Origin of the sequence: Bradyrhizobium sp. PMVTL-01 (assembly GCF_051861855.1) — a bacterium.
Classification (GTDB): domain Bacteria; phylum Pseudomonadota; class Alphaproteobacteria; order Rhizobiales; family Xanthobacteraceae; genus Bradyrhizobium.
Genome location: NZ_CP193982.1, coordinates 3275520 through 3301914, shown reverse-complemented (window position 1 = coordinate 3301914; position 26395 = coordinate 3275520). Strand labels below are relative to the sequence as shown.

Sequence of the window (26395 nt, the reverse complement as noted above, 5' to 3'; positions counted from 1 at the left end):
AGAGCGCAACGAGCGCTGGCGAGATTCGCAGGCGGGTCCGCAAACGCCCGCCTCCCCCTATTTCGGCTTCTTGGCCGGTTCGCTCGGGCGGGCCCCGCCCCACGGATCGTACTTTTCCTTGGGCTCGGGAATGCGCTCGAGCGCGGCCTTGTAGGCTTTCTCGTCGACCTTCGGCTTGTTGTCCGCGGGCTTGGCGCCCTCATTGGGTTGGCGGCGAACTTGCGCCTCGGCCGAGCCGCACGCCAGCGCCAGCACCGCAGCCGCTATGACCAAGATCTTCATTGATGCATATCCCCTCGCGAGGGGTACAACCTAGCCTGCAATCCTGTAATAGCAATGCCGCGGGTTCGGCGCCTTTCAGCAAATTTTGATCGGGGCGGACTTCGCCGGATCGCATTCGTGCCTATCTGTTCGCCCGCGGGGGGACCTTCACGAATGTTGCGGATCATTGCCAATGCGGCGCTGCTGGCCGGCGCGCTCGCGCTCGGTGCTTGCGGCTTTGCCGACAGCCGGGCGCCGGTGCCCGAATTCATGCGCATCAAGGAAGCCGAGCAGCCTCCGCCGGAGCCGCCTCCGGACGTCAAGCGTCTGGTGCGCGAGCAGATCGACGTGGTATTTCTCACCACGTCCTATCCACGCGAGGTTCATGTCGCCCCGCCCCATCACGAGGTGCGGGGACCGGGTTGGACTGCCTGCGTCCGCGCGCAGCTCACCTCCGCAACCGGCACGCCACTCGGCGCACAGACCTACATCGTGACGATCAACGGCGGAAAGGTCGTCGATCGCCGGCGGGCCGAAGCCGACGACATTTGCGGGACCGAGACTTACGAGCCGATCTAGGAACAAACGGCCGTTAACGAAGGTGCGGTTCCGGGAAAAACCAGCATGGCAGGCGGGAACGATCACCGCCTCCTCTTCTTGTTACCGCCGAGGGCAGTTTTGGAGGAGGTCATGATGAGGACGTTGACTATTGCGCTGTTGGCGGGCGTTGGTGCTTTGGCCGCCGCATCGGGCGCGAAGGCTTCGGATATCTACACGAGCAGCGAGTATGCCAATCCGGATCTCGTCCAGCAGGTGCGACTTGTCTGCGACGACGACGGCCGGTGCTATCGCACGCGCGGCGGTTCGCGTGTTATCGTGCGCGATTCCTATAATTACATGCCGCGCGAGCGCTATTACGAGCGCCGGATGTATCACCGCGATTGGGATGACGGCCCGCGCGCCGGCGTCGGCATTCGCACACCTGGCGTCAGCGTCGGTGTGGGCGTCGGTGACGACCGCTGGTGATCGGTGAAGCCTTGATGAACAGGACCGGACGAGCATGTCTCGTCCGGTCGATTTTCTACGAAAGAAACCGGCGTCAGGCGGCGACGGATTTCCGCTGGAACTGCTCGTAGGCGGACACCTCAGGTTTCGAGCGGATCGGCCGGCGTGGCGAAGCGCGTCCATGACGGCAGGCGAGCGATGAATCGGGCGAGCACCATGCCGGCGCACATCGCCGCAACGAAGACGACGGCGGAGACCGAACCGAATCCGAGCGCGGTCAGCGCCGGCCCCGGACAGAAGCCCGCCAATCCCCAGCCGACACCGAAGATCACGGCACCTGCGACGATCCTGGTATCGATGTCTCGTCGCGTCGGCAGATAAAATCGATCGGCGAAGAACGGACGCGCGAGCTTCAGGACACGGCTGAAGCCGATGAAGGTCACGGCCACCGCGCCTGCCATCACGAAGGCGAGGCTCGCATCCCATGTCCCTGCCGGAATGCCGCCGATGTCCAGGAAGTTCAGCACCTTGGCCGGGTTCGACATGCCGGAGACGATGAGGCCGATGCCGAAGATCAGGCCGATCGCGAATTGAACCAGGACTGCCATCGCCATCAGCTCCAGTGCCGCATCACGAACACGGTCGCCATGCCGGCCGCCATGAAGGTCATGGTTGCGACCAGCGAGCGCACCGACAGCCGCGACAAGCCGCACACACCGTGGCCGGAGGTGCAGCCACTGCCCCACACCGAACCGAACCCCGTGAGCAATCCGCCGACGATCAGGACCGCCGGCCCTGCCGCGATCGTCTGTGCCGGCAGGTCTCCGGTGACGAGCCGCACCAGCACGGGCGCGGCGACGAGACCGGCGACGAAGGCGAGTCGCCCGGCAAATTCGTGGTCCTCATGGGGCGGAAACAGCCGCGCCGCGATGCCGCTGACACCGGCAATCCGCCCTGTTGCCCACATCAGCAGAACGGCTGACAAGCCGATCAGTGCTCCTCCCAGGAGCGAGGCCATTGGTGTGAAAGGCGTCACGATCATTGTGATCCTCCAGTTCGGCAGCATCCTACCGCATCCATCCCTACAATCGGCGCTCCGATGCTCAACGAGACGTTAATATTACCACTCGAATTGAAGCGGCGTCCCAACGGTATTTTCCAATCTTTGCGCTAAGCATGACCCGTAACACGGGCTCAGCTCGCGTGAACGGGGACGACGGGACGTGGTCGACATCGCGCACCAGGCAGCGAACAATCCGGCATCGACAAGGGATGTCGCGCAATCGCGTGCGCCCGTCCCGCTCAGCGCGATCGACCCTGGCCAATGGCGCGCGCTCGCGCAGCGCGCGGTCGAGCCGAACGGATATTACCTGCCCGCCTGGGAGCTCGCCGTCAGCGCAACCGCTCGCGGCCGCACGGATGCCTCGGCGCTGGCCGCATTCGATCCTTCGGCGCGGCTGATCGGGCTGGTGCCGGTGATCTCGCTGTGGCGCGCCCGGAAGATTCCCCTGCCCGCGCTGCTGAGCGCGCATCCGTATGGCACGCTGTGCAGCCCGCTGATCGATCGCGACGCTGCGTTCGAGGCCGCCGCGCGTCTGTTGCAGCAGGCACGCGAGGCCGGCGCTCATGCCCTCGTGCTGAACGATGTCGCGCTCGACGGTGCGGCGATGAATGCGCTCAACCAGGCTCTGGGCCGCGACGGACTGAAACCACGCGTGCTCTCCTCCTACACTCGCGCCAGCCTCGATGCCACGCAGGATGGCGACGCGCTGTTGCGCGACGCGCTCGGCGCCAAGAAGTTCAAGGAGCTGCGTCGCCAACGTCATCGTCTCGAGGAGCACGGCCCCGTCGTGTTCGAGGTCGCGCGCAGCCCCGACGAGATCGGGCCGGCGCTCGAAACATTCCTGCGGCTCGAAGCCAGCGGCTGGAAGGGCAAGCGCGGCACCGCGCTAGTCCAGCATGCGGGGGATGCAACCTTCATCCGCCGCGCCGTACCGGCACTGGCGGAGACCGCGCAGTGCGAGATCATCACGCTTCGCGCCGGCACGATTGCGGTCGCCGCCGGCATCGTGCTACGGCACCAGGATCGCGCCTTCTTCTTCAAGCTCGGCATCGACGAACGCTTTGCAAGATATTCGCCGGGCGTGCAGCTCGCGCTTGACCTCACCCGCCACCTCTGCGCCGATCCCGCCATCGCCACCGCGGACTCCACCGCAAGCGCCGATCACCCCATGATCAACCCGATCTGGCGCGGACGCCTTGCGATCGGCGACGTGCTGATCCCGCTGCGGCGAAACGATCCCGCGGTGGCCTTGATTCACGCAGCACTAATCGGCCTCAACGTCGCGCACGATGCTGCGCGACGCGCGGTCCGTCTGCTTCGAAAGCAAGATGCTACTCCGCCGCCTGCGCGTTGATCTCTTCCGAGACCTGGCGGATGGCGCGGGCGAGCAGGTTCGGATCCTGCGCACCGGAGACGGCGTATTTCTGTGCGAACACGTAGGTCGGAACGCCGGAGATACCCTTCTCGGCCGCCTCCTGCGCGTCCGCCGAAACACGTGCGACGTCTTCTTCGGTGGCAAGGCGCTTGCGCACGTCGTCGGCATCGAGGCCGACGTCGGCGGCCGCCTGCACCAGCACGTTCACATCGGTGAGGTCGCCGCCGTCGCGGAAATAGAGCTCCATCAGGCGCTGCTTCATCTCGGGCGCCCTGCCGATCGCTTCCGCCCACAGGATCAGGCGATGGCAGTCGGTCGTGTTGGGTTGGCGCGCCACGAGTTCGGGCTTGTAGACGAGGCCCTCCTCGCTCGCAGCGGCTACGACGCGCCCCGCAATGCCCTTGTAGGCCTCGACCGAGCCGAACTTCTGGGTGAGATAGGCCTCGCGGCTGATGCCCTCGCGCGGCACCCAGGGATTGAGGAAGAAGGGGCGGAATTTGAGCTTGACCGGAACGTCGGGCACCAGCGCCAGCGCGCTCTCGATCCGGTGCTTGCCGATATAGCACCAGGGGCACACCACGTCGGAGACGACGTCGATCTGGAGCGGTTTCAGCGTGCTCATGGGGCCTCCTGGGCTTGCTTTATCGTCCAACATATGCCGAAGCGCGGGTAGCGCAAGGCACGGTCACTTCGCGGTCACTCGGCAGTCTTTCGATCACATTCATTGCAAGCTCCGCCGGCCGCGCACTGCATCTCCTTCAGTCGCTCGGCGGTGCGCTCGTCCGCTGGAAAGAACGTCTCCAGCGCCAGTTCCGACAGCGTGATGTCGACGGGCGTGCCGAACACCATGGTGGTGGAGAAGAAGCTCAGGATCTCCCCGCCATGCCGCAGCTTGAAGGGGATCGCGACATTATCGCTCGACAGCGGCGCCGAGCGCGCCGGGATGGGATAGCTCTTGAGATCGTTGTAGAGCTTGATCAATCCAGGATCGGCCGTCGCCTCGCATTGCCGGTGCAGCCGCTCCAAGAGATGCCCGCACCATTCCGCGAGATTGACCGTACGCGGCGCCAGTGCCTCCGGGTGAAAGGCGAGCCTGAGCACGTTGAGGGGCTGGCCGAGCAGCCGCTGCGGGATGCCGTCGAGCAGCGGCGCCACCATGCCGTTCGCCGAGACCAGGTTCCAGTGCCGGTCCACCGCGAGCGCCGGATTGGGCTCGTGTGCCCTGAGGACGAGGTCGATCGCCTGGCGGGCTGATTTCAAGGCGGGATCCTCCAGCGGGCGCTGCGGAAAGGCCGGCGCGAAGCCGGCGGCGACCAGCAGCACGTTGCGTTCGCGCAGCGGCACGTCGAGGCGCTCGGCTAGTCTGAGCACCATGTCGCGCGAGGGCGCGGCGCGACCGGTCTCGACGAAGCTCAAGTGCCGCGCCGAGATCTCGGCCTCGCCTGCCAGATCAAGCTGGCTCATGCGGCGGCGCTGCCGCCATTCGCGCAAATGGTCGCCAATATGGACCGGCTGGCTGCGTTCGGCCCGTGCCGTGGATGCATGTGCGTTCATGACCAGATATCTAGCATGCGGATTTCGGCCCTTCCATTACCCGTGAGGTAATCGAATTGGGGCGCCGGCGCGCGCATCTTCGATCGCACAGGAGATGACCATGATCGCGCTGCTGCTCTACCGGACCGTCGCAGACCACGTCTTGCCATGGGCGATGGCGTTCGCAACGCGGATGCTGGCCCGCGGGCTCAATATGCCCGAGCCGCTGCTGCATTCGACCGGCGATTATGTCCTCGCGCAGGTCACAGCCTTCGAGCACAGCATCGGCAAGAGCCTCTGCCCGTTCCGCCTCGCTCGCCTGCTCCGCGCCTGGTGGCGCGGACTGCATTGAATTCCCCCCCAAACAAGGAGACCTACGATGATCGATGCATCGCCCTTCCTGCGCCGCGCCCTGCTCGCCGACGCCATCTTCAGCGGCGTTGCCGCCCTCGGCTTCACCTTCGGCGCAAACCCGTTCGCAGCGCTGTTCAATCTGCCCGAAGCGCTGCTGCGCGAGACCGGCCTGTTCCTGATCGCCTACACGTTCCTGGTCGGCTGGCTCGCCTCGCGGGCCACGGTGGCGAAACCGCTCGTCCTGCTGGTCGTGATCGGTAACGCGGCCTGGACGCTCGGCAGCATCGTGCTACTTTTCTCGGGCGCGGTGTCGCCGAACCTCACCGGCGAGTTCATGGTCGTCGCGCAGGCGATCGCCACCGGCGTGTTCGCCGAGCTGCAGTTTCTGGGATTGCGGAAGAGTGCGGATGTGGTGACGGCTTGATGGCCCCTTCACCACGCGCTGTCGTCGCCCGGCCTTGTGCGCGATTGCGCACTGGACCGGGCGACCCATTATTACCGCGACAGTAAACGTATGCGCAGAAGCTGCAAGCGTACCGGATGCCCCGCTCCAGTGCGCAAGTGCGCACCAGGCGGGGAATGACAGTGGGGCTGGAGGCGCAAGTGCGGGCTATGCCCGCGGGCGCCCGCTGGTCTTGCTGAACGCATGACCGTTGAGTTTTTTCGTTTTGGCAGCCTTGGTGCCCGCCTTCTTGGCCTTGGCTTCCGTGCGCGCCTTCACCTTGGCACGCGCGACCCGCGCCTCGGCACGCAGCTTCTTGCGCTTGGCCTCGCAGGAGACGCACTTGCAGCCGATCGGTTTCAGATAGGCTTTGAAATAGTCGGTGCCGTAATCGTAGTTGATCTCGTCGCCCGGCTCGATGTCCTTGATGGCGCGGATGAAGACCTTGCGCTCGCGCGGCCGGACGTCCGACTCCGCGTTGGGTCGGCAGGAATGGTTGATGTAGCGCGCCAGATTTTTCCGCACCGAGCCGTCGATGGTCCAGCGGCCGTTGAGCTCGAACAGATATTTGTTCTCGATCTCGTCCTGCTCAGGGATTCGCGAGTCCAGGATCGGTCCGAAATAACGGATGATCCGGGTTCCCTTCTTGATCGGTTTGGTAGCGAAGAGGCCGAGCCCGGTCTTGGAGCGGCCGACGCGATAGGGTTTGTTCGACGATGTGACTGGCATGATCAGGAGAATGAGGACGCTTACGACGCCGGATGAGCTTCAAGCGAAGCCGCTCTTCTAGAACGATTCCGCGGCGCTGTCAGGTGCCTCGCGGGCTTGTTTGAACCTTTGCCCACAATGAAGACGTCAGATGGCACGGAGGAAGCGGCCGCGGAACTTGCGCGATAGGTCTGGTTCGCCCCGTTCAATTCATGGAGACGACTGTCGAGTGGGCGGGCTGCGGAACAAAGCCGTTCGCGATGATCCGGCGCTGGCACATGCCGACAGCGCCGATCCCGATCGGCAGGGACGCCCGAACACCAAGGCCATGCTGGTGGTGACCCGGCTGCCGCCGGGCCCGGTCTGCCACGCTTATGTCGATGCGATCGCCAGGCGCGCAGCTTCACGTGCGGCAAGAACGAGGTGAAGATCGTCGGCACCCGCGCCCGCGCGCGCGACGATGCGCTAAGGCCGCCTTCGTTCGAAGGCGCTATGCCGGCAGCTTGCCTGCGATCGGCGCCGTTAGCATCGACTCAAACAGAAGTTCGGCTGTGGTTCCCTCGGGCAGCCGCTCCAAGATATCCTCGAGCCGTCCGTCGAGCAGCAGCATGGTGAAACCGTGCACCATCGACCACGCCCGGGCGATGGCCGCGCCCTGGTTCAGCGTCAGCGCATCGCCGCTGATCTGCTCCTGCCGCATCATGCCGATGGCGTTGGCGAGGCCGGCGAAGGAGGCCTCAGCCGCTTCGTGCAGCGAGGGCCGGGAATAATCGAGGCGCTCGGTGCGGAACATCAGCCCGTACATGCCGGGATGGGCCTGGGCGTAGGCCACATAGGCTTTCGGTCGCGCCAGCGCGCGCGCGAGCGGCGTGGTGGCGGCATCGCAGGCCGACACCATCGCGGCATTGAACTGGCGGAAGCCGATCGCGGCGAGCTCGCTGACGAGCCCGGTAAGATCGCCGAAATGATGCGTCGGCGCGGCATGCGAGACGCCCGCCTCGCGCGCCACCGCGCGCAATGTAAGCCCGGCGAGCCCGTCGCGCTCGAGCACCCGTTCGGCCGCCTGGAGCAGCGCTTCGCGCAGGGCACCGTGATGATACGGCGTCTCGGTCTTCGCGCTCGCGCGGCGCGCCGGGCGCGATGCCGCGGTCGATGCCGCTCGTCTGGGTGCACGCGGGTGACGCGCCGTTTCGCCCTTGGTGTCGCTCTTGGCCATTTACAAGCTATATGACGCAATATTGACAGTGTAAAGATTTCGCTTGACGAAAGCTGCGATTGGCACTATTCGATCTTTACGATGTAAAGATAGGGGAGATACGCCGTGCAGCACGACGCCATCGCCGAGCGCGGCGACAATATCGCGCCGATCCCGTTCGAGGCCGACGCGCCCTTTCTGAAGATCGTCGGCGAATTGCCCCGCGAGCTGAACGGCACGCTTTATCGCAACGGCCCCAATCCGCAATTCGATTCTCCCGGCGCGCATTGGTTCGTCGGCGACGGCATGGTGCACGCCTTTCATCTCGAGAACGGCCGCGCCAGCTATCGCAACCGCTGGGTCCGTACGCCGAAATGGCTGGCCGAGCACGATGCCGGCCGCGCGCTGTTCGGCGGCTTCGGCCGCAAGCTGCCGGATGCCCCGGCAAATCTAACCGACGGCGGCGTCGCCAACACCAACATCATCTTCCACGCCGGCAAGCTGCTGGCGCTGGAAGAAGCGCATCTGCCGACCGAGATCGAGCCGGGCTCACTCGCCACGCGCGGCTATCACAACTACCAGGGCCGCGTCGCCGGCAGTTTCACGGCGCATCCGAAGATCGATCCCGCCACCGGCGAGCTGGTATTCTTCGGCTACAACGCCGCGGGGCCGCTGACTTCAGCGCTCTCCTACGGATCGATCGACGCCTCCGGCGAGGCGACACGTTTCGAACGCTTCGAGGCTCCCTATGCCAGCATGGTGCACGACTTCATCGTCACCGCGAACCATGTGCTGTTTCCGATCCTGCCCATCACCGGCAGCATGGAGCGCGCGATGAGCGGACGGCCGCCCTATGCCTGGGAGCCGGACAAGGGCGCCTATGTCGGCGTGATGAAACGCAGCGGCACAGCGAAGGACATCGTCTGGTTTCGCAGCGAGGCCTGCTACGTCTTCCACGTCATGAATGCGTGGGAGGATGGCGACCGCATCGTCGCCGACGTGATGCAGTTCGAGGAGGCGCCGCTGTTTCCGCATCCCGACGGACGACCGACGGACCCGGAGAAATCGCGCGCCCGCCACTGCCGCTGGACGTTCGATCTCGCGGGGAATACCGACCGCTTCCAGCAGACGTACCTTGACGACCTCACCGGCGAATTCCCCCGCATCGACGACCGCCGCGCCGGGCGGAAGAGCCGTCACGGCTGGTACGCCTGCGCCAATCCAAGACTGCCGATGTTCGGCGCGCTGTCCGGCATCGTCCATGTCGACGGCAACGGCAGACGGCTCGGCCATTACCTGCTGCCGGTCGGCGACACGATCTCCGAGCCTGTCTTCGTGGAGCGATCGAAGAATGCGCCGGAGGGGGACGGCTGGCTCCTCGCGGTGGTCTGGCGCGCACGGGAAAATCGCAGCGATCTCGCTGTGTTCAATGCCACCGACATCGAGGCCGGTCCCGCCGCGCTCGTGCAGCTCGGCCATCGCGTGCCGGACGGCTTTCACGGCAATTGGGTGGGCACCGTGTAGCGCTCGTCATTCCGGGGCGCGCGACTTGGCGCGAGCCCGGAATCCATTTCGCTACACGCTTGGCTGGCCGATGGATTGCGGGCTCGCGCTGACGTCCGGCCCCGGAATGACGAAAGAGGAGCTTTCCATGCACATGGCCTCGCTCACTGCAGGCTGCCTCGCCCTCCTCGCCCTGACCGGCGCCGCGCTCGCATTCCAGGTCGTCCGGCTGCGGCGGAGCCGCCATACCCTCTTCAATGGTGGCATCCTGCTCTGCCTCGGTCTGTTGATCGCTGCCGCGCTGCCGCTCCTGGCCGCCCTGCCCTGGGCGGAATTCGCGGAGGAGGCCTGCGGCCAAGCCGTTGCAGCCCTTCATCTTTTGGAGGTCGCCTACGTCATTTTGACACTGTAAAGATTTTGCTTGACCGGGCATCGTCGGCAGGCTACTGATCTTTACATCGTAAAGATCGGTGAGCGGGGCGGCCAATGGCGATTTTCCTGATCCTCGCGCCCTATGGCGCCTTCACTTTCCTGATGCTGGTCACGTCAGCCGAGATCAGCGTGCTCACGGCATCGGCGATCTGCCTCGCCACCGTCGCGGTCGATGTCGCGCGCGGCCGCTCGGTGAAGGTGCTGGCCGCGGGCTCCGCGATCGTGTTCGCCGCAATCGGCCTTTACCTCGCGCTGATAAACCCCGCGCTTGGAACGCTCGGCGTCAAGCTGTCGGTCGACATCGGCATTTTCGTCATCTCGCTCGGCTCGATGCTGCTCCGCCGCCCCTTCACGCTGCAATATGCGCTCGAATCCGTCCCGGCCGAGACCGCGGCAATCCCTGGCTTTCTCACGGCAAATTACGTCATCACCGGCGCGTGGACAGCCGCCGCGCTGCTGATGGCGGTCGCCAATCTCGTGCTGCTTTACGTCCCCGGCCTGCCGCTCTGGTCCAGCCTTGCGGTCGCCTTCGCCGCCCGCAACAGCGCGATCTACTTCACAAAATGGTATCCCGAGTATCGTCAGATCAAGTACGGTACGCCCGCCCGCGCTCTTCCCGACGCCCGCTGAACAGGATTGACGATGAAGGACGTGTTCGCCCGCCTCGCCTCCGACTTCCTCTCCGCCATCATCTTCCTGGCCGTCTACCTCATTACCGACAACGTCGTGCTGGCGACGTCGGTCGCGATTGCCGGCGCGATCGCGCAGGTGATCTATGCCCGGATCAAGGGTCACCAGCTCAACTACATGACCTATGCGAGCCTCGCGCTCGTCATCGTGCTGGGCACGGTCACGCTGCTGACCAACGATGCCCGCTTCATGCTGGCAAAACCTTCGATCGCGCATTTCGCGATCGGTGCCATCATGCTCAAGCGCGGCTGGATGCTGCGCTACATGCCGCCGATCGTCGCCGAGACCGTCCCGGAATATGTGACCGCTGCGGGTTACGCCTGGGCCGCGCTGATGTTCGTGATCGGCGCCGGCATGATCGCGGTCGCCGCCACCGGCGATCTGAAGCTGTGGGCGTTCTACATTACGGTGGTTGCGGGCGGCGCCAAGATCCTGGCCTTCGCCGTGCAGTATGTGGTTCTCAGGCTGATCGTGACCAGCCGCCGGCGCGCCGCCGCCCGCGCCTGACGCACGATGCGATCGCGCTTCCAGTCGACGTTTGAGCATGATCCCTTCGGAGAACCGCCACACACTTTTCCGGATCATGCTGCAATGCCCTATTGGAGCGTTAGGCAGGAGCTGCGAGTTGGGCTATAGGCTCGCTCAGGACTGGCCGCGGATCGTCGCGGCCCGCCGGGATTTGTTAGGGAGACGGGAATGGCCGTAGACGGCAACTGGAATCTGACGATGACGACGCCGATGGGCGAGCGTCAGGCGACGCTGAACCTGAAGGCTGCGGGCGGCTCGCTCACGGGCACGCAGGGTGCGGAAGGTACTACCGTCGAGATCTTCGACGGCACCGTCGCTGGCGACAACGTCTCCTGGAAGGTTTCAATCACGAACCCGATGCCGCTCACGCTCGAATTCACCGGCACGGTCTCCGGCGACAGCATCAGCGGCGAAATGGGCATCGGCCCGATGGGCAGCTTCCCGTTCACGGGCGCGCGGGCGTAAGGCCGCGCGTTCCACCCATCAGTGCGGCCACGGCTGAGCAAGCGCCTCGTCCTTCGAGACGACCGCTTCGCGGTCTCCTCAGGATGAGGCTGACTACGTCGCCGTCGCCGGAAACCGCAACCGCGTACTCTGCCCTCATCCTGAGGGCCCGCCAACGGCGGGCGTCTCTAAGGATGCGCCGCGGAGCGAGTGCTTCAAAGGCGCGCCCCGCCGCAAGTGGAGAGGTGAAGAGCTAGCCCAAGTTCAACTCTTTGAAGAAGTCGTTGCCCTTGTCGTCGATGATGATGAACGCCGGGAAGTCGACCACCTCGATGCGCCAGATCGCTTCCATGCCGAGTTCGGGATATTCGAGCACCTCGACCTTCTTGATGCAGTGCTCGGCGAGGTTCGCCGCGGCACCGCCGATCGAGCCGAGATAGAAGCCGCCATATTTCTTGCAGGCCTCGCGCACGGCCGGCGCTCGGTTGCCCTTGGCCACCATCACCATCGAACCGCCGGCGGCCTGGAACTGGTCGACGAAGGAATCCATGCGGCCCGCGGTCGTCGGACCGAACGCGCCGGAGGCATAGCCCTCAGGCGTCTTGGCGGGACCGGCGTAATAGACCGGGTGGTTCTTGAAGTAATCCGGCAGCGGCTCGCCTTTCTCCAGGCGCTCGCGCAACTTGGCATGTGCGCTATCGCGCGCGACGATCATGGTGCCGGTCATCGAGACCCGCGTCTTGATCGGGTGCTTCGAGAACGTCGCCAGAATGTCCTTCATCGGCCGGTTGAGGTCGATCTTCACGACCTCGCCGCCTAGCGCCTCTTCGACCTGCGGCAGGTATTGCGCCGGGTTGTGCTCGAGCTCCTCGAGATAGATGCCGTCCCTGGTGATCTTTCCGAGCACCTGGCGGTCGGCCGAGCAGGACACGCCAAGCCCGATCGGCAGCGACGCGCCGTGACGCGGCATGCGGATCACGCGCACATCGTGGCAGAAATATTTGCCGCCGAACTGCGCGCCGACGCCGAGCGACTGCGTCATCTTGTGGATTTCCTTCTCCATCTCGACGTCGCGGAAGGCGTTGCCGTCGGGCGAGCCGTGGGTCGGCAGCGCATCGAGATAGCGGGCGGAGGCGAGCTTCACCGTCTTCATGCAGAGCTCGGCCGAGGTGCCGCCGATCACGATGGCGAGGTGATAGGGCGGACACGCCGCGGTGCCCAGCGTGAGGATCTTCTCCTTCAGGAACGCGAGCAGCCGGTCCTTGGTCAGGACGGACGGCGTCGCCTGGAACAGAAAGCTCTTGTTGGCGCTGCCGCCACCCTTCGCCATGAACATGAACTTGTAGGCATCGTCGCCCTCGGCGTAGATCTCGCACTGCGCCGGCATGTTGTTGGCGGTGTTCTTCTCCTCGTACATCGAGAGCGGCGCGACCTGCGAGTAGCGCAGATTGCGGCGGAGATACGCATCGCGTGCGCCTTCCGACAGCGCCGCCTCGTCGTCACCGTCGGTGATGACGTTGCAGCCCTTCTTGCCCATGATGATCGCGGTGCCGGTGTCCTGGCACATCGGCAGCACGCCGCCGGCCGCGATGTTGGCGTTCTTCAAGAAGTCCAACGCCACGAACTTGTCGTTCGGGCTCGCCTCGCTGTCCTCCAGGATCGAGCGGAGCTGCTTCAGATGGCCAGGGCGCAGATAGTGGTTGATGTCGCCAAAAGCCGCCTCCGACAGCGCCCGCAGGGCCTCGCGCGACACCACCAGCATGTCCTTGCCGAGGACCTTCTCGACCCTGACGCCCTCGGAGGAGATCTTCTTGTAGGGCGTCTCGTCCTTGCCCAGCGGGAACAGCGGGGTGTGCTTGTAGGGCGGAACGGGCTTGGACTGGTCGGGGAAAGCGGTGGGAGCGTTCATGGGTGAATCTCGGGGTTCTGGAGCCCTCGCGGGCCTCTAAGCGTAGAAGCGTTCTAAGCTTTTTTACCGCAAATGGAAGGTGTTCTGGCGCGGCTGGGGCATCCGTTTCGGCCGCTTGGCGGTCCCTTTCTGCTCGATATCGGCGCTGATGCGTGGGCATCATTGTCCCCGGGAAGGTCTGAATGCACCCCTTGCACTCCGCGCGCGACGAAGGTTGAATGCGCGCCCTCAGGGGCATTTCATCATGATTTTCAAACTGAACGTCCGCGGCGCGATCCTGGTCGCCGCCGCCATCACCGGACTTGTGGCACTCGCCTCGCCCGCACGCGCCGATCGCTGTGACGACAGCGCCAAGGAGCTGGCGAACCAGATCGACCGCCTCAAGGTGAATTTCCGGGCTGCCAACATCGTGTACCTGACGCACCCGGCGGCCAAGGAGCTGTCGGTGGGTTGCCGCGGCGACAAATATTCGATCGAGCTCTATGCCAAGGGCGACCGCAAGCCGGCGCCGGAGTTTTACGCGCTGGTGGGATCGATGGCGGCGATCGTTTTCACCGTGACCAAGGACGACACCACGACGGGCGCGACGCGCTGCCTGAAGCGGATGGGCCTGTTGCGCGGCGACAAGATCAGCATGCGCTACCGGCGGCTCAACATGGAATGCACCCGCACCAAGACAGATGCCTCCATCGCGATCACGCGCGGCAAGGACGAGTAGGCGGCGCGCGGTGCTCATGTGCCGCGACGCGACCAGCCGCATACTCCGTCATTGCGAGCGTAGCGAAGCGATCCAGAGTCTTTCCACGGAGGGATTCTGAATTGCTCCGCTCCGCTCGCAATGACAAGGAGAGAGTTACCGTCCTCTCAAATATTCCCTTCGCGGAAGCAAGAACAGCACAACTCACCGCACCAATTCCCTCGCATTTTAACAATTGCCTTGAAGGAAATTTCGCTCCCGTCGGGGCAGGCTGAATTGTTTCCATGTGTGAGGATTTGTGGATGAGCGTTTCCACCGTTGCGCCGCCGCCGATCGCGATCGTGGTGCCGAGCTACGACACGACCAAGCAGCAGGACGACCAGACCAAGATCAAGGACACTGATCCGACCTACAAGCCGCCGCCGCCCGCGCCGCTGCCGCCGGGTCAGGGCACGCGGATCGATCAGCTCGCCTGACCGGCCCTTTCCGAGGTGAATCGCCCGATCCGGTCGATCGGGCTTTTCGCGTGGTCTCCGTCGGACCGCCTAGCGCTCTTACTTGACGCGTTTTCTTTACGTGAACCGGCATCACTTCGATCGAAAACGCTCTAGCTGTCGAGCTCGCGATAGCGGCGAAAGATCCCCTGCTCGTTAAAGGCGATACGGCGCGGGCTGTCGAGATAGGCCTTGATGTTCGGGCGCGCGGCAATGCGGTCGTGCAGGCCGACGAGGCCGGGGACATCTTTCTCGAATGCCTTCATGCGTTTCGGAAACGCGTAGCGCAGCCCGGCGACGATCTGGAACAGCGAAAGGTCGACATAGGTGAGCCGGCGGCCGATGACGTAAGCGCCGCCGTTGCCGGCGAGCAGCTGCTCGAAATAGCCGAGATATTTCGGCACGCGCTCGTCCCAAAAATCGGCCGTGCGCTTCTTCGCCGGCGCCTTCTGGTCCTCGTAGTACAGCGACGGCCCGAGCGGATGATGAGTGTCGTGGATCTCGACCACGAAGTCGGTAATCGTCAGCTGGAGCTGATGCACCCAGAGCCGGCCTGCTTCGGTCTTCGGTGCCAGTCCGTGGCGGCTGCCGAGATAGAGCAGGATGTTCGCGGTCTGGCCAATCACGAGCTTGCCCGCTTTCAGGAACGGCGGCGCAAAGGGCGGCGTGCCCTTCTGCGCATCCATCATCTTCATCATCGCAGCCGTCCCGCGCGCGCTGCGCGCGACGTCGACGTAAGTCGCACCCGCCTCCTCCAACGCCAGCCGCACATATTCGCCGCGGCCCTGGATCTCGGGCCAGTAGTAGAGTTCGTATTTCATCGGAGGGGTCCGTGCGCGTGGGAGCAACCGGACCAATGTACCATGGAGCCGGAGGTTCCGTCAGGGTTGGACGGAAGGTCCGCGCCACATACGCCGTCAGTGCGAGCGTAGCGACTCGTCCGCAAGCCTTGGAGAAGGCGGAAGCAATCCAGAAATGCCTCTGCGAAGACAGTCTGGATGGCTTCGTCGCAAGAGTTCCTCGCAATGACGGGTGGAGAGAGCTCAGGGCCTCAATTCGCCGCGAAACAATACAGCAGCCCGTCGCCACCGGTGCTCTTCAAATCGGCCTGCGAGCAGCCGCCATCCGGGCCCCGCGAGGGGTGAGAGCTATTCCAGGACTTCGACGGCTCGTCATCGCGCAGGCCCTTACGATCGGCGTGGCCGACGACCGCCGCGCCTTGCGTGCTCGACGTCCAGTTCTTGCAGGTCTTGTCGTCACCCGCGGCAAAAGCGGTGCCGTCGGCCTGCGATCCCGTGAGGATGTCGTGCCGGTTCGGCGTGTCGCCGGCGCCGTTGATGACCTCGCCCTTCTCGCTGAGCGCGGTCTGCTTGGTGAGATTGTTGGCCGCGCTGTGCAGGTCGGCAACGTCCTTTGCGATCACCGCACCCTTGGCGTTCTGCCAGGGTCCCTTGCCGATGCGGTCGCGGGCGTTGACGGCCGGCTTGCCGTCGGCGGCCTGCGTCGACAGATAAGCGCGCCAGTTTTTGGCCCCGGCGCCGGCGGCCTGGGCCAGCTTCTGGCACTGCGCGTCGCCTCCCTCCAGGCCGCCGAGATCGGCGCCCTTGCCCGGGCCGCTGGAGGTCACGAAGAACGTCATGTCAGCCGACTGTGCGTACGCGGATGGCGCCGCGAGCAAGGCCAGCGCGAGCACGAGCCCTGAAATCGTCACGGATCTCTCGATACGGATCATCTTGTCCTCCCAGTTGTATTTTTCGTCAGCCGTCTGACTTGAACCCGAGGGGCACCCGCTTATTCCGATGCCGCGCTGCGAGACGCCCAAAGAAAAAGGGCGCCGTGCCGAAGCACGACGCCCTGGTTCCTCATCTCGTCCGCGATCAGTTGGTCTGCTGGATCGCCGACAATTCCCAGCCGCCGTTCGGGCGACGGGCGAAGGTCCAGACCTCGGTGGCCTCGCCCGGCTGCTCGCTGCCGGCGACGATCGCGCCGGTGTTGCGGTCCACCGTCTTGTCGGTGAGCGCGAAACGCAGCGCCACCGTGGCGTAGTCGGTCTCGCCTTCGCGCCAGGCTTCCGCGAGGTCGCCCTGCAGCAGCTTCACGTTGGTGACCTTGTTGACGACGTTGCGCGCGCGGTTCTGGGCAAGATCCTGCTCGAAATAGGAGACCATCTCCGGCGTCGCGAGCGTGTGCAGCTTGGCCACGTCCTCGTTCGACCAGGCGGTCTGGATCTCGCCGAGCAGACGCTCGAACGCCTCATAGTCACCCGGCTTGATCTCGAGCGGCGCGTTGTTGGCGCCGAAGCCGAAGCCGCCGAGGCCACCGCCAAGCCCGCCACCGAGGCCGCCGCGATAGTTCGTCTGCGGTCCCTGGCCACTGCCTGCGTCAGCATTGGCATAGGCCGCCTGAGGCGAGTGGCGGCGCTGCCACCAGGACATCGCCAGCCGCACCACGAACACCACGAGCACGATCTGGATGATCAGACCGAGGATCGACGACAGGCCGCCGAGGCCGCCGAACAGGCCGCCGCCGAACAGCATGCCGAGCAGGCCCGCGCCGAGGAAGCCGGCCGCAAGGCCGCCGAGGAAGCCGCCGCCGCGGCCGAACAGGCCGCCGCGCGCCGGCGCGGTCGCGGCCGAGTTCATGCCTGCACCCGGCTGGGTGTAGGTACGGTTGAACTGCGAGGTCGAGCCCGGCGCGGTCGTGGTCGAGGGCGGCGGCGAATAGGTGCGCGAGCCGCGCGAACCCGACGACATGCCGCCACCGACGCGCGCGTCGGCGGACGAGATCGCCAGCGCAGTTGGCAGCGCGAGCGCCAGCACGACGGCGATCGTCTTGAAGAGAGAGCGGGATCGTTGCGAGAAAGTCATGTGCGTTTCCCAAATCCCCGGCATGGGGACGTGCCCCTAAGATGGGCAGACTTCCCGAAAAGTGAAGCCGGTTTCGGACCCCCTGGCTGCGGCCCTCAGTCGCGGGGATGGGGCAAAAGCCCATATTTGACGGGGGTTTGGCCGGGTGCACCGAGGGAACCGTGGTCGTCGGTTACCGGTGGGCTAGGGGGCGGGATTTCAGCTTGTTCCTCGTCATTGGAGGCGCAGCTCTCTCACCGCGTCATTGCGAGGAGCCCTTGCGACGAAGCAATCCAGAATCCCTCCGCGGATGCATTTCTGGATTGCTTCGCTTCGCTCGCAACGACGGAGGACGCGGCGTGCCGACCCTCGCCCTCACCCCTGCTTCGTCATCGTCTCCTTCACCGCCGCCACGAGCTGGCTGAGGGTGAACGGCTTTGGCAGGAAGTCGAACTGCTGGCCTTCGGGCAGGCTTTTCTCGAAAGCATCCTCGGCGTAGCCGGAGACGAAGATGAACTTGATGTCGGGGTTCTTCTCCCGCATCGCCTTCAGCAGCGTCGGGCCATCCATCTCCGGCATCACGACGTCGGAAACGACGAGATCGATCGCGCCGCTCTGCTCCTCCAGCACCTCCATGGCCTCGACGCCGTTCTCGGCCTCGACCACGGTGTAGCCGCGCGAGCGCAGGCCGCGGGCGTTGAGGGCGCGCAGGCCCTCCTCGTCCTCGACGAGAAGGATCGTGCCCTGCCCGGTGAGATCGGTGCGCGGCTTGGCCTCTGCCGGCGCGGCAGGCGCGGCTTCCTTCGCAGCGCCATTGGTCGCGCTGGCCGCGGCTGCGGGCTGCTCGACCTGCACATCCGGCTCGGCGTGATGGCGCGGCAGGAAGATGTGGAACGAGGTGCCCTGCCCCGGCTCGGAATCGACGTAGATGAAACCGCCGGTCTGCTTGACGATGCCGTAGACCGTGGAGAGCCCGAGACCGGTGCCTTTACCCACCTCTTTCGTCGAGAAGAACGGCTCAAAAATCTTGTCGCGAATGTCGGCGGGAATGCCGGTGCCGGTGTCGGCGACCTCGATCCGGACATAGTCCGCCGCCGGCATGCCCTTGTAGGCGAGCTTGCCGGCGTCTTCCGTGGTGACGTTGACGGTGCGGATGATCAGCTTGCCGCCGTCGGGCATCGCGTCGCGCGCGTTGACCGCGAGGTTGACGATCACCTGCTCGAACTGGGAGACGTCGACCTTCACCGGCCAGAGGTCGCGGCCGTGGATCAGGTCGAGCTTGACCTTCTCGCCGATGAGCCGGCGCAGCAGCATGGTGAGATCGCTCAAGGCATCGCCGAGATCGAGCACCTGCGGCCGCAGCGTCTGCCGGCGCGAGAACGCCAGCAGCTGCCGCACCAGGGTCGCCGCGCGGGTCGCGTTCTGCTTGATCTGCATGATGTCCTGGAACGACGGATCGGTCGGCTTGTGCGCGTTCAGCAGGAAGTCGTTCGCCATCATGATGGCGGAGAGCACGTTGTTGAAGTCGTGGGCGATGCCGCCGGCGAGCTGGCCCACCGTCTCCATCTTCTGCGACTGGTTGATCTGGTTCTCCAGGGCGCGCCGCTCGGTGGTCTCGAGCATGTGCACGATGGCGGCTTCCGCCTCGTTCTCGGCCGCATCCACCGGCGTGACGAAGAACTGGCCCCAGCGTTCCTTGGTCCCTTCCAGCGCCACCTCGACCGGAGCGATGTCGGCCTGGCCTTCGGCGGCCTGATTGATGGCCGCGATCAGCAGGTGACGATCGCGCGAATTGACCGCGCGGAAGATCGACTTGGAGGCACTGTCGAGCCCGAGCGCCTGGCCGAGCTTGGCATAGCGGGCATTGGCACGCACAACGTTGCCGGCGCGATCGACGGTCGCGATCGCCATCGGCGTATGGTCGAAGAAGCGCATGAAGCGCACTTCGGCGGCCCGATCGGGATCGCTGCGCTCGTCGCGGGCGCGGCTGATGACCAGGGTACGCGACGGCCCCGGCGCGCCGTCGGCGCCGAAGGCGAGCTTGTGATAGAGCCGCACCGGCATGGTCTTGCCGGTCCGCATGCGCAGGTCGATGTCGAAGACTTCAGTTTTGACTTCACCCGGCACCGCCACGATCGCGGTGAGCAGGGAGGCGCCGTCGCCCGAGACGATGTCGGTCAGCTTCAAGCCGCCCGAGCCGATCTCGGCCAGGTCGTAGTCGAGCCAGTTCGCCAGCGTCGCGTTGACATAGGCGAGTTCGCCGGCCGGATTGACCGAGAAGAAGCCGCAAGGCGCGTGATCGAGATACTCGATGGCGTGCTGGAGCTCCTGGAACACGTCCTCCTGGCGCTCGCGGTCGCGGGTGATGTCGGCGATCGACCACACCGCGTATTTCGCCTCGCGCTTGCCGGTGCCGAGCGGGCGCACGCGCATGCGCAGCCACCGGCCCTGGTTGCCGTCATGGCCGGAGATACGCACCTCCTCCTGCTGGCGCTTGCCCTCGCGGGCGGCCTTGAGCAGGCGGAACACGGCTTCGGAGACGTCGGGGTTGCCGATGAAGACGCGCTCGACGGGGCGCACGTCCTGCGGGCCGCTGGCGCCGGTCAGCGTCAGATAGGCCGCATTGGAATAGACCACGTGTCCGCGCGCATCGGTCACGGCGAGCCCGTCGAACGCGTGATCGGAGATGCGGCCAATGATGGGATCGTCGAGATTGCGGTCGGTGAAGCGGATGATGCCGGCGGCAAAGGCGAACAGGTTGAACAGGCCGACCATCGCCAGCACGGCGAGGATGCCGAGGATATAGGGCTGCGCCTGCGCGCGCCCGAGCGTCATCAGCCCGACGGCGACAGCGACGAGGCCGGCGGCCACCAGCAGCACCAGCGCAATGCTGCCCGAGCGCGGCGACGGCTCGTGCGCCGCAACGGGCTCGCGTGTGAGGTCGTGGTCGGTCTCAGCAGTCATCTCGAGCTGGCGCAGCCTGTTGGCAGAGAATCAACGCGCTGCCGCGCGCGCAGGGCCTTCCCTGCCTCATCAGGACCTGCAGGCGCAAGGGCAGCAGGGTTGAAAGGTACGCTGATTCCCAGATTACAGCCATTTCAGATACTTTTCGGGGGTTTTAGCCACGCCCGGCGCGGAATCCCTGCTTCAGCCGCATGACGTAGCCGATGACCTCGGCGACCGCATGGTAGTGCTCGGTCGGGATTTCCTGGTCGATGTCGACGGTGGCATAGAGCGCGCGGGCCAGCGGAACGTTCTCGACGATCGGAATGTCGTGCTCGCGTGCGATCTCCCGGATCTTGAAGGCGAGGTTGTCGACGCCCTTGGCGACGCAGATCGGCGCCGACATGCCGCGCTCGTAGGACAACGCCACCGAATAGTGGGTCGGGTTGGTGATGATGACCGAGGCCTTGGGAACCGCCGCCATCATGCGCTTCTTGGCGCGCTGCTGCCGGAGTTGCCTGATCTTGCCCTTGATGTGCGGATCGCCTTCGGACTGCTTGAACTCTTCCTTGATCTCCTGGAGCGACATCTTCTGGCGCTGGAACCAACTGCGGTACTGGAAGAAATAGTCGGCGATGGCGACGATCGCGAGCGCCGCAACCACCGCGCCGAGCAGGTGGACGGTCAGGCTGGTCGTGGCACCGAGCATGGCGGCCGGATCGAGCCTGACCATCGCCTCCATGCGATGCCGCTCCGGCCACAGGATCATGGTCATGACCACGCCGAGACCGATCAGCTTGCCGAGGCCCTTGAGGAAGTTCGCCGCGGCCTGCTTGCCGAAGATGCGCTTGAAGCCGGCGCCGGGAGAGATCTTGCTGAATTTAGGCTTGAGGGATTCGGCCGACCACACCAGGCGGTGCTGCAGCATGTTGCCGGCGATCGCCGCCAGCAGCAGCATCAGGAGAGGCACGCCGATCGCAGCGAGCACGGCGACTTCGATCTGCTGCATCAGCTTGAGCAGGTTCCCGCCGTCGGTCTTGATCATCCAGGAATTGGCGAGCAGGTTGCGCATCGGCGTCACAAGCCCGCTGCCGACCGAGCCCGAGAAGGTCGAGACCACCAGCGTGCCGCCGGCGATCATGAACCAGGTGTTGATCTCCTGGCTTTTGGCAACGTCGCCGCGTTCGAGCGCGTCGTCGAGACGCTTTTGTGTCGGGTCTTCTGTTTGACTCTCTGGATCGTTGTCTTCCGCCATCGATCCCTCACTTGAGCGGCATCATCTGGTGCATGACACCGATGAAATAATCGAGATACGTGCCCATCATCGCGGTGAGCACCACGGCCAGCACCAGGAAGCCGGCGAAGATCGACAGCGGCACGCCGACAAAATAGACCTGCATCTGCGGCATCAGCCGCGCCAGCACACCTAGCCCGATATTGAAGACGAGGCCGAACACCAAAAATGGCCCCGAGAGCTGCAAGCCAAGCCTGAACGCGGCGGCGAAGGCGCGCGTCGCCAGCGAGGCGACGTCGCCGCTCGACACGGTCTCGCCCGGCGAGAAGATCGAATAGCTGTCATTCAGCGCCGCGATCACCAGGTGATGGCTGTCGGTGGCGAACAGCAGCGTCAGCCCGAGCATGGTCAGGAAGTTGCCGACCAGCACACCCTGCTGTCCTTGCGTCGGATCGACCGAGGTGACGAAGCCGAGTCCCATCTGCTGCGCGATCACGGAGCCCGCGACCTGGAGCGCCGACAGCGTCACGCGGGCGGTCGCGCCCAGCACGATGCCGATCACGATCTCATGCAGCATCAGCACCAGTAGCGGCGCCAGCGACCCCATGTCGACGTGGTAGGCGTTGCGATGCAGCGGCAGGATGATCAGCGTCAGCAGCAGCGCGATCGACAGCTTGATGCGCGTCGGGATGTTGGTCTCGCCGAGGCCGGGCAGCAGCATCACCATCGCGCCGACCCGGGCGAAGGCGAGCATGAAGGAGGCGGCGAGCGCCGGCAGCAGCGAGACGTCGATGCGCATGGTGCGCGCATTGTGCCTCAGCCACCGATGATTCGCGACGAGATCCGCATCATGTGGGCATGGAGCGAGTCGGCCATGAACGGCAGCGCCAATAGCATCGTGGCAAAGATGGCCAGGATCTTCGGCACGTAGATCAGCGTCTGTTCCTGGATCTGCGTCAGCGCCTGGAACAGCGACACGATGACGCCGACGACGAGCCCGACCACCATCAGCGGCGAGGACACGATCACGATGGTCCAGATCGCGTCACGCGCGACGTCGAGGGTTTCGGGTCCGGTCATTTGCAAGATTCCTTGTTCATCCTTCATCCCTGCCACCCCGGCGAGGAACGAACGCTCCCTACCCGTCATTGCGAGCGAAGCGAAGCAACCCAGACTGCCGCCGCGGAGAAATTCTGGATTGCTTCGCTGCGCTCGTAATGACGATCGGGGCGAGCGCCAGCGCGAAAAATCAGATCGGCATCTTCATGATGTCTTCATACGCGGCGATCACGCGGTCGCGGACCGAGACCAGCGTGGACACCGCAACGTCGGTGTCGGCCACCGCCGTCACCACGTCCATCACGTTGGCCTTGCCGGCGGCCATCGCCACCGTCTGCGCGTCGGACTTGCGGCCGGATTCCATCACGCTGCCGACGGCGTCTTTCAGCAGCGAGGCGAAGGATTGCCCGCTCGCTTCGCTTCCCTTGCCGGCACCGCTGTTCTCCAGCACCCGGGCGAGGTTGGCGTAGGCGTTGGCGGCGATTGTCGGTGATGCCATGGTTTAAATGTCCTGTTCAGCTCTTGAGGATGTCAAGCGTGCGCTGGATCATCCGGCGCGTCGCACTGATGATGTTGAGATTGGCCTCGTAGGACCGCTGCGCATCGCGCATGTCGGTCATCTCGACCACCGAGTTCACGTTGGGATATTTGACGTTGCCGGTCGCGTCGGCAGCCGGATTGTTCGGCTCGTATCTGACACGGAAAGCGGACTGGTCGGGCTTGATCTTGCCGAGGGTGACGACCTGCGCGTCGAGCGTGCGGTCGAGCGCCGAGGAAAATGTCGGAACCTTGCGCCGGTAGGGATCGCCGCCTGATGTCTGCGAGGTCGAATCCGCATTCGCGATGTTTTCCGAGATCACCCGCATGCGTCCGGCCTGCGCGCGCAGGCCGGAGGTCGCGATCGCCATCGAGCGGGCAAAGTCGCTGCTGTCATTCGCCATGATCTATCTCCAGCTCTAACCCTTGCCGATCGCGGTCTTGAGCAGATGCAGGCTCTTGGAATAGAGCGAGGTCACCGCCGCGTAGTCCATCTGGTTGCTGGCGGACTTCATCATCTCCTCTTCGAGATTGACGGAATTGCCCGCGGGGCGTGTTTCGAAACCCACATTCTTGTTCTGGTCGAATCCGGAGGCTCCGCCAGGGGGCGTCATGTGGGAAGCGCTGGTGACGGCCATCTTCAGCGGGCCCATCGAGCCCGTCACGGCGCCCGATTTGTCGAGCTTCGGCTCGACCAGGTCGCGCGGCCGGAATTTGGGCGTATCGGAGTTGGAGACGTTCTCGGACAGGACGCGCTGGCGCTCCTGGTGCCACTGCATCTTGGTGCGAAGCGCCGACAGCACCGGGAGGTCGTTGATGGACATCGTTGCGGCTCCTTCCGCCGTCGGACCTGTGTCCGAAGCTAGGCAGAATTTGCCGCCTGTATGGTTAACAGGTGGTTAAGGCTGCCGCCGGGACGTGTCCCCCGGCGGGGCACGACCTTACGATCCCGTGATTCTACGCATCAAAAAGCGGCATTAACCAACCGCTTGGCGGCCCACGCACGGACCAAAAGTCGTTTTGGATCGAGCGATTCATAGGTTATTAAGAGCTGGGGACGGCAAAACTTGCCGTGGAACGTTAAGAAATCGCAGTTCGGGGCATCGCACGCCGGTGGTTGGCGCAGCTGACCGCGGGCGCGAGAACAGCGCCATTTTGTCGGGGACAAGTATGCAAGGCAGCCCTATCACCTTCATCGTCGCGTTCATCGTCGTTCTGGCGTTGATCGGCGTCGCTGCATGGCTGGTTCGCCGATTCGCCGGCAATCGGATCGGTGCCAACACCCAGCGCGGCCGGATGCCCCGGCTCGCGGTGATCGATGCCGCCGCGGTCGATGGCCGGCGCCGCCTGGTGCTGGTCCGGCGCGACAATGTCGAGCATCTCCTGATGATCGGCGGCCCGACCGACATCGTCGTCGAGCCCAATATCGTGCGCGCCGCGGCCGGCCGCGACCAGCTCCCGCAGCGCCCCAACGCCGCCGAACCGCCGCGCCTCGCCCCCATGCCCGACGCCGGCGCCTGGGCCGACGAAGCGCCACGGCCAGAACTGCTCGATCAACCCGAACCGCAGATGCCTGAGCCGCCGCCGCGGCCCGCGCGGCCGTCCTTCGCCGACGAACTGCGCCGGCCCGCGCCCGCCTTGGCTGAACGCCGCGGCGAGCCGGCCCTGCCCGGCTTTCCGCCGGAGCCTATGACGCCGCGTCCCGAGCGCGAGCCGCGGCCCGAAGCGCTGCCGCCGCGCATTGCCCGCAGCGAGCCGCCGCTGATGCCGCGCCCGCCGCGCCAGAGCGAACCGGCAAAGATACCGCCGGTGCGCGCCGAGCGCGCAGCCGCGCCGCCGCCTCCGCTGGTGCCGCCGGCCCCGTCGGTTCCGCCGCCGGCGCCCGCCGCCGCTACGCCATCGAGCGCCGAGCAGAATCTTGCTGAAATGGCGCAGCGGCTAGAGGCAGCCCTGCGCCGCCCGGCCGGCGAACCGGTCGCCCCTCCAGTTGCACCGGAACCGCCGGTCGCTCCGGCCCGCGTTGCACGCAGCGAGCCGCCGGCGTCCCCGGCCCCGCCGGCAAAACCTGCCGCGGAGAAGACCAGCTTTGAAAATCTGGAAGACGAGATGGCCTCGCTGCTCGGCCGTCCGAAGCCGTCTTCGTGAGGCTGCCGGCCCTACCGCGTAGAGTTCTTTTCCTTTCTGTCCTGGTCGGTGCGGCTTCGCTCGCGATGCCCGCGCATGCGCAGGACATCAGCATCAATCTCGGCGGCCAGGGCGGCGGCGTCACCGAGCGCGCGATCCAGCTGATCGCGCTGCTCACGGTGCTGTCGATCGCGCCCTCGATCCTGATCATGATGACGTCGTTCACGCGCATCGTGGTCGTGCTGTCGCTGCTGCGCACCGCGATGGGCACGGCGACCGCGCCGCCGAACTCGGTGATCATTGCGCTCGCAATGTTCCTCACCTTTTTCGTGATGGGGCCGGTGCTGCAAAAATCCTACGACGAGGGCATCCGTCCGCTCGTCGCCAACCAGGTCAGTGTCGAGGACGCGCTCCAGCGCGCCTCCGTCCCCCTGCGCGGCTTCATGCAGAAGAACGTGCGCGAGAAGGACCTCAAGCTGTTCCTGGACCTCTCCGGCGAGCCGCCGCCCGCCACCGCCGACGACCTCGGCCTGCGCATCCTCATCCCCGCCTTCATGATCTCAGAGCTGAAGCGCGCCTTCGAGATCGGCTTCCTCTTGTTCCTGCCCTTCCTGATCATCGACCTGGTCGTCGCCTCGGTGCTGATGTCGATGGGCATGATGATGCTGCCGCCGGCGACGATCTCGCTGCCGTTCAAGCTGATCTTCTTCGTCCTGGTCGACGGCTGGTCGCTGGTGGCGGGGAGTTTGGTGCAGAGCTACGGAGGGTAGCGACCGCGGGGGTCGTCAGCGCCCCATCCTCTCGTAACTAGCGATAGCCTCCCGCTCTCTCCTCGTCATTGCGAGGAGCCCTTGCGACGAAGCAATCCAGAGTGCCTCTGCGGAAAGATTCTGGATTGCTTCGCTGCGCTCGCAATGACGGAGTATCTGGCAACGTTACCGGCCGTGCCTCGCGCGGGACCCCTACCCCTTCACGTCTCGTAACTAGCGATAACCTCCCCTCTCTCCTCGTCATTGCGA

At 65.1% G+C, this 26395-nt stretch carries 32 protein-coding genes and 1 pseudogene; 15 read left to right on the top strand and 18 right to left on the bottom strand.

Annotated elements, in window-relative coordinates; translation table 11 throughout:
* Nucleotides 1–57: 57 nt before the first annotated feature.
* Nucleotides 58–282 carry a hypothetical protein gene (locus ACRQ5Q_RS15565; RefSeq protein WP_439369211.1) on the bottom strand — a complete coding sequence of 75 codons (225 nt, stop codon included), beginning with the start codon at nt 280–282 and terminating at the stop codon, nt 58–60.
* A gap of 153 nt (nt 283–435) precedes the next feature.
* Between ACRQ5Q_RS15565 and ACRQ5Q_RS15560 the strand changes: the two genes are divergently transcribed.
* Both ACRQ5Q_RS15560 and ACRQ5Q_RS15555 read left to right on the top strand, forming a co-directional pair.
* Nucleotides 436–840, top strand: a complete 405-nt coding sequence (locus ACRQ5Q_RS15560; RefSeq protein WP_439369213.1) for a hypothetical protein — start codon at nt 436–438, stop codon at nt 838–840.
* Nucleotides 841–951: 111 nt separating this feature from the next.
* Nucleotides 952–1287 carry a hypothetical protein gene (locus ACRQ5Q_RS15555; protein WP_439369214.1) on the top strand — a complete coding sequence of 112 codons (336 nt, stop codon included), beginning with the start codon at nt 952–954 and terminating at the stop codon, nt 1285–1287.
* 119 nt (nt 1288–1406) lie between these two features.
* Here the strand turns inward: ACRQ5Q_RS15555 and ACRQ5Q_RS15550 are convergent, their stop codons facing one another.
* Both ACRQ5Q_RS15550 and ACRQ5Q_RS15545 read right to left on the bottom strand, forming a co-directional pair.
* Nucleotides 1407–1874: a DUF6691 family protein gene (locus tag ACRQ5Q_RS15550; RefSeq protein WP_439369215.1), complete on the bottom strand. Its 468-nt coding sequence runs from the start codon at nt 1872–1874 to the stop codon at nt 1407–1409.
* Between the two features lie 5 nt (nt 1875–1879).
* Nucleotides 1880–2308 (bottom strand): YeeE/YedE family protein, encoded by a 429-nt coding sequence (locus tag ACRQ5Q_RS15545; RefSeq protein ID WP_439369216.1) that lies wholly within the window; start codon nt 2306–2308, stop codon nt 1880–1882.
* Nucleotides 2309–2489: 181 nt separating this feature from the next.
* Between ACRQ5Q_RS15545 and ACRQ5Q_RS15540 the strand changes: the two genes are divergently transcribed.
* The gene (locus ACRQ5Q_RS15540) at nt 2490–3683 is read left to right on the top strand and encodes a GNAT family N-acetyltransferase (RefSeq protein WP_439369217.1); all 1194 of its coding nucleotides are present in this window, start codon (nt 2490–2492) and stop codon (nt 3681–3683) included.
* On the opposite strand, the gene ACRQ5Q_RS15535 is transcribed toward ACRQ5Q_RS15540, so the two are convergent.
* On the bottom strand, nt 3661–4326 hold the full coding sequence (locus ACRQ5Q_RS15535; protein ID WP_439398809.1) for a DsbA family oxidoreductase: 666 nt from the start codon (nt 4324–4326) through the stop codon (nt 3661–3663). The two genes, ACRQ5Q_RS15540 and ACRQ5Q_RS15535, sit on opposite strands and share 23 nt — an antisense overlap.
* Nucleotides 4327–4400: 74 nt before the next feature.
* A complete protein-coding gene (locus ACRQ5Q_RS15530; RefSeq protein ID WP_439369220.1) occupies nt 4401–5258 on the bottom strand; it encodes a helix-turn-helix domain-containing protein in 858 nt (285 codons plus the stop codon).
* Nucleotides 5259–5358: 100 nt separating this feature from the next.
* Between ACRQ5Q_RS15530 and ACRQ5Q_RS15525 the strand changes: the two genes are divergently transcribed.
* Together ACRQ5Q_RS15525 and ACRQ5Q_RS15520 are read left to right on the top strand one after the other, a co-directional pair.
* The gene (locus ACRQ5Q_RS15525; protein WP_439369222.1) at nt 5359–5589 is read left to right on the top strand and encodes a hypothetical protein; all 231 of its coding nucleotides are present in this window, start codon (nt 5359–5361) and stop codon (nt 5587–5589) included.
* Between the two features lie 27 nt (nt 5590–5616).
* On the top strand, nt 5617–6015 hold the full coding sequence (locus tag ACRQ5Q_RS15520) for a hypothetical protein (protein WP_439398807.1): 399 nt from the start codon (nt 5617–5619) through the stop codon (nt 6013–6015).
* Nucleotides 6016–6201: 186 nt separating this feature from the next.
* Here the strand turns inward: ACRQ5Q_RS15520 and ACRQ5Q_RS15515 are convergent, their stop codons facing one another.
* Nucleotides 6202–6762: an SET domain-containing protein gene (locus ACRQ5Q_RS15515; RefSeq protein WP_439369224.1), complete on the bottom strand. Its 561-nt coding sequence runs from the start codon at nt 6760–6762 to the stop codon at nt 6202–6204.
* A 168-nt stretch (nt 6763–6930) separates the two neighbouring features.
* Here ACRQ5Q_RS15515 and ACRQ5Q_RS15510 point away from each other — a divergent pair.
* Nucleotides 6931–7194 (top strand): annotated as a pseudogene (locus ACRQ5Q_RS15510) (hypothetical protein); the annotation flags it as partial.
* Nucleotides 7195–7231: 37 nt separating this feature from the next.
* On the opposite strand, the gene ACRQ5Q_RS15505 reads toward ACRQ5Q_RS15510, so the two are convergent.
* Nucleotides 7232–7957, bottom strand: coding sequence for a TetR/AcrR family transcriptional regulator (locus ACRQ5Q_RS15505; protein WP_439369225.1), 726 nt, complete (start codon nt 7955–7957; stop codon nt 7232–7234).
* 105 nt (nt 7958–8062) lie between these two features.
* Between ACRQ5Q_RS15505 and ACRQ5Q_RS15500 the strand changes: the two genes are divergently transcribed.
* The 5 genes from ACRQ5Q_RS15500 to ACRQ5Q_RS15480 all read left to right on the top strand — a co-directional run bounded on the left by ACRQ5Q_RS15500 (nt 8063) and on the right by ACRQ5Q_RS15480 (nt 11554).
* Complete coding sequence (locus tag ACRQ5Q_RS15500) at nt 8063–9460, top strand: carotenoid oxygenase family protein (protein ID WP_439398805.1); 1398 nt, start codon at nt 8063–8065, stop codon at nt 9458–9460.
* Nucleotides 9461–9587: 127 nt separating this feature from the next.
* On the top strand, nt 9588–9851 hold the full coding sequence (locus tag ACRQ5Q_RS15495; protein WP_439398803.1) for a hypothetical protein: 264 nt from the start codon (nt 9588–9590) through the stop codon (nt 9849–9851).
* A gap of 74 nt (nt 9852–9925) precedes the next feature.
* Complete coding sequence (locus ACRQ5Q_RS15490) at nt 9926–10501, top strand: hypothetical protein (protein WP_439398801.1); 576 nt, start codon at nt 9926–9928, stop codon at nt 10499–10501.
* Between the two features lie 12 nt (nt 10502–10513).
* Nucleotides 10514–11068 carry an inner membrane-spanning protein YciB gene (locus tag ACRQ5Q_RS15485; protein WP_439369229.1) on the top strand — a complete coding sequence of 185 codons (555 nt, stop codon included), beginning with the start codon at nt 10514–10516 and terminating at the stop codon, nt 11066–11068.
* Between the two features lie 189 nt (nt 11069–11257).
* Nucleotides 11258–11554, top strand: coding sequence for a hypothetical protein (locus ACRQ5Q_RS15480; protein WP_439369230.1), 297 nt, complete (start codon nt 11258–11260; stop codon nt 11552–11554).
* A gap of 232 nt (nt 11555–11786) precedes the next feature.
* On the opposite strand, the gene ACRQ5Q_RS15475 is transcribed toward ACRQ5Q_RS15480, so the two are convergent.
* The gene (locus tag ACRQ5Q_RS15475) at nt 11787–13442 is read right to left on the bottom strand and encodes a fumarate hydratase (RefSeq protein WP_439369231.1); all 1656 of its coding nucleotides are present in this window, start codon (nt 13440–13442) and stop codon (nt 11787–11789) included.
* Between the two features lie 244 nt (nt 13443–13686).
* Between ACRQ5Q_RS15475 and ACRQ5Q_RS15470 the strand changes: the two genes are divergently transcribed.
* Both ACRQ5Q_RS15470 and ACRQ5Q_RS15465 read left to right on the top strand, forming a co-directional pair.
* The gene (locus tag ACRQ5Q_RS15470; protein ID WP_439369232.1) at nt 13687–14160 is read left to right on the top strand and encodes a hypothetical protein; all 474 of its coding nucleotides are present in this window, start codon (nt 13687–13689) and stop codon (nt 14158–14160) included.
* A 281-nt stretch (nt 14161–14441) separates the two neighbouring features.
* Nucleotides 14442–14615 (top strand): hypothetical protein, encoded by a 174-nt coding sequence (locus ACRQ5Q_RS15465; RefSeq protein WP_439369233.1) that lies wholly within the window; start codon nt 14442–14444, stop codon nt 14613–14615.
* A 131-nt stretch (nt 14616–14746) separates the two neighbouring features.
* On the opposite strand, the gene ACRQ5Q_RS15460 is transcribed toward ACRQ5Q_RS15465, so the two are convergent.
* From ACRQ5Q_RS15460 to flgB, 10 genes are all read right to left on the bottom strand, one after another.
* Nucleotides 14747–15454, bottom strand: a complete 708-nt coding sequence (locus ACRQ5Q_RS15460; protein WP_439369234.1) for a glutathione S-transferase — start codon at nt 15452–15454, stop codon at nt 14747–14749.
* A 230-nt stretch (nt 15455–15684) separates the two neighbouring features.
* Nucleotides 15685–16365, bottom strand: coding sequence for a lectin (locus ACRQ5Q_RS15455; RefSeq protein WP_439369235.1), 681 nt, complete (start codon nt 16363–16365; stop codon nt 15685–15687).
* Nucleotides 16366–16510: 145 nt separating this feature from the next.
* Nucleotides 16511–17524 (bottom strand): Tim44 domain-containing protein, encoded by a 1014-nt coding sequence (locus tag ACRQ5Q_RS15450; protein WP_439398800.1) that lies wholly within the window; start codon nt 17522–17524, stop codon nt 16511–16513.
* 330 nt (nt 17525–17854) lie between these two features.
* Nucleotides 17855–20443, bottom strand: coding sequence for a cell cycle histidine kinase CckA (gene cckA / locus ACRQ5Q_RS15445; RefSeq protein ID WP_439398798.1), 2589 nt, complete (start codon nt 20441–20443; stop codon nt 17855–17857).
* A gap of 154 nt (nt 20444–20597) precedes the next feature.
* Nucleotides 20598–21677: a flagellar biosynthesis protein FlhB gene (gene flhB / locus ACRQ5Q_RS15440; RefSeq protein WP_439398796.1), complete on the bottom strand. Its 1080-nt coding sequence runs from the start codon at nt 21675–21677 to the stop codon at nt 20598–20600.
* Between the two features lie 7 nt (nt 21678–21684).
* The gene (gene fliR, locus ACRQ5Q_RS15435) at nt 21685–22455 is read right to left on the bottom strand and encodes a flagellar biosynthetic protein FliR (protein WP_439369241.1); all 771 of its coding nucleotides are present in this window, start codon (nt 22453–22455) and stop codon (nt 21685–21687) included.
* Between the two features lie 17 nt (nt 22456–22472).
* Complete coding sequence (gene fliQ / locus ACRQ5Q_RS15430) at nt 22473–22736, bottom strand: flagellar biosynthesis protein FliQ (RefSeq protein ID WP_028180904.1); 264 nt, start codon at nt 22734–22736, stop codon at nt 22473–22475.
* Nucleotides 22737–22905: 169 nt separating this feature from the next.
* Nucleotides 22906–23214, bottom strand: a complete 309-nt coding sequence (gene fliE, locus ACRQ5Q_RS15425) for a flagellar hook-basal body complex protein FliE (RefSeq protein WP_008142413.1) — start codon at nt 23212–23214, stop codon at nt 22906–22908.
* A 16-nt stretch (nt 23215–23230) separates the two neighbouring features.
* On the bottom strand, nt 23231–23656 hold the full coding sequence (flgC, locus tag ACRQ5Q_RS15420) for a flagellar basal body rod protein FlgC (protein ID WP_439369242.1): 426 nt from the start codon (nt 23654–23656) through the stop codon (nt 23231–23233).
* Nucleotides 23657–23671: 15 nt separating this feature from the next.
* Nucleotides 23672–24076 (bottom strand): flagellar basal body rod protein FlgB, encoded by a 405-nt coding sequence (gene flgB, locus ACRQ5Q_RS15415; RefSeq protein ID WP_439369243.1) that lies wholly within the window; start codon nt 24074–24076, stop codon nt 23672–23674.
* Between the two features lie 346 nt (nt 24077–24422).
* On the opposite strand from flgB, the gene ACRQ5Q_RS15410 reads away from it, so the two are divergent.
* Entirely contained in the window at nt 24423–25397 is a 975-nt protein-coding gene (locus ACRQ5Q_RS15410) for a flagellar biosynthetic protein FliO (protein WP_439369244.1), read from the top strand.
* Entirely contained in the window at nt 25394–26146 is a 753-nt protein-coding gene (fliP, locus tag ACRQ5Q_RS15405; protein WP_439369245.1) for a flagellar type III secretion system pore protein FliP, read from the top strand. The genes ACRQ5Q_RS15410 and fliP overlap by 4 nt, the downstream gene beginning before the upstream one ends.
* Nucleotides 26147–26395 lie beyond the last annotated feature (249 nt).